Raw genomic sequence first — 1,712 nt, forward strand, 5'->3', positions numbered from 1 at the left:
GCTGGCCGGCTGCCGGGAGTGCATCAGTAGATCCACGCCATGCGTGGATGGTGTTTTCCGTCCGGCCAGCGGCCGGCACTACCGTTGGCTGTGTTGCATGTTTCAGTAGATCCACGCCATGCGTGGATGGCGTGTTCCAACCGACCCGCAGCCGGTGTTAGCGGTTGCGCAGCGCCCGCCGATTGCCGATGTGTGCTGCCGCCAGCATCATGCCGCCGCACGCGGTGGTGACGCCATGCCAGAGCAGTGATTCCTTCAGCGGCAGGTACAGCGAGGCTGACAGTAGAAGGATCGCGCCGACGCACGCCAGCCGCAGGGGCCGCCCGCGCCCGTGCCGGTGCAGCCCGGCCGAGGTGCTCGCCAAGGCCAGCGACGAGGCCAGCAGCGCGAACAGCCATTCCCAGCGCGACATCACCAGCAGCACGGTCATCGCGCCATGGCCGGGGTGCTGGAACGAACGCAGCGCCATCATCGCTGCCGGCACGAAGGCCAGCAGCAGGGGCAGGGCGATGCAATGGGCGGCGCAGGCCAGGGACAGCCAGGCACCGGCAAGATCGAAGCGGGGGTGCCAGCGTGCCGAAGTTGGCGGCCGGGCCAGGGCCCTTGCGGGCGTCGTGGGGATGTGGTCCATAATGTTACATAGTAACACTTGGAGCGTCCCCCATGAAGCTTTCTGCTGCTCTTTTCCTGCTGCTGGCCGCCAGCGCCGCGCAGGCCCACGATATCCGCCAGCACGCACCGCACGTGCACGGCCAGGCCAGCGTCGATGTTGCGCTTGACCAGCAGACGCTGGAATTCGCCCTGCAGGCCCCCGGCATCGGCATCCTTGATTTCGAGCGGCCGCCGGCCAATGCGGCCGAGCAGTCCGCGCTGGCGCGTGCGACTGCGCTGCTGCAGGGCGGCAGCTGGGTCACCTTGCCTACCGCCGCGGGCTGCCGCCTTTCAGGCAACGATGCCAAGGCCGAGGGATTCGATGCGACGGCTGCCGCACCGCCATCAGGTCAGCATCGGCACGCGGGGTTCAGCGCAACGCTGCAGTACCACTGCGCCAAGCCTGCCGAGCTGCGGGCCATTGTCGTGCGCCTGCCCGCATTGTTCCCGGGCCTGCACGAAGTAATCGTCAACAGCGCCACCGCCCATGGCCAGAACCGCAGCGTGCTGACCCCGGACAACCTGCGCGTGGTGCTGGCCCCGTGAGCACGGCACCGGTGATCTCGCTGGAAGACGTGCAGTTCGGCTATGGCCGGCAGCTGGTGCTGGACGTGCCGCGGCTGTGGATCGAGCAGGGCAGCAGCGTGCTGCTGCGCGGGATCAGTGGCGGTGGCAAGAGCACGCTGCTGGGCCTGCTCGCGGGCGTGCTGCTGCCCTGCAAGGGCCGCATCGAGGTCGCCGGTCACGCGCTGCAGGCGATGCGTGGTGCCGCGCGGGACCGCTTCCGCGCCGACCACCTGGGTGTGATCTTCCAGCAGTTCAACCTGCTGCCGTTCCTCACCGTGCGCGACAACATCGCGCTGGGCCTGCGCTTCTCGCGCCTGCGCAGCGCACGCATCAGTGGCCCGTTGGATGCCGAGATCGCCCGCCTGCTGCAGGCCCTGCAGCTGGACCCGGCGCTGATGCAGCGGCGCGCTGGCACGCTCAGCGTCGGCCAGCAGCAGCGCGTGGCGGCAGCACGCGCCCTGATCGGCCGCCCGGCGTTGCTGCTGGCCGATGAG

At 69.2% G+C, this 1,712-nt stretch carries 3 protein-coding genes; 2 read left to right on the forward strand and 1 reads right to left on the reverse strand.

The genetic code is table 11. The features are described from left to right. Positions 1-157: 157 nt before the first annotated feature. Positions 158-631 carry a MerC domain-containing protein gene (locus tag ABGA94_RS09570; RefSeq protein WP_095377518.1) on the reverse strand — a complete coding sequence of 158 codons (474 nt, stop codon included), beginning with the start codon at positions 629-631 and terminating at the stop codon, positions 158-160. 32 nt (positions 632-663) lie between these two features. Here ABGA94_RS09570 and ABGA94_RS09575 point away from each other — a divergent pair, with 32 nt between their 5' ends. Together ABGA94_RS09575 and ABGA94_RS09580 are read left to right on the forward strand one after the other, a co-directional pair. After that, positions 664-1,197, forward strand: coding sequence for a DUF2796 domain-containing protein (locus ABGA94_RS09575; RefSeq protein ID WP_095377519.1), 534 nt, complete (start codon positions 664-666; stop codon positions 1,195-1,197). Then, the coding region (locus ABGA94_RS09580) for an ATP-binding cassette domain-containing protein (protein ID WP_375367130.1) at positions 1,194-1,712 on the forward strand (519 nt) is incomplete at its 3' end. The genes ABGA94_RS09575 and ABGA94_RS09580, both read left to right, overlap by 4 nt.

Origin of the sequence: Stenotrophomonas sp. 3diitr2024 (genome assembly GCF_042136455.1) — a bacterium.
Taxonomy (GTDB): domain Bacteria; phylum Pseudomonadota; class Gammaproteobacteria; order Xanthomonadales; family Xanthomonadaceae; genus Stenotrophomonas; species Stenotrophomonas sepilia.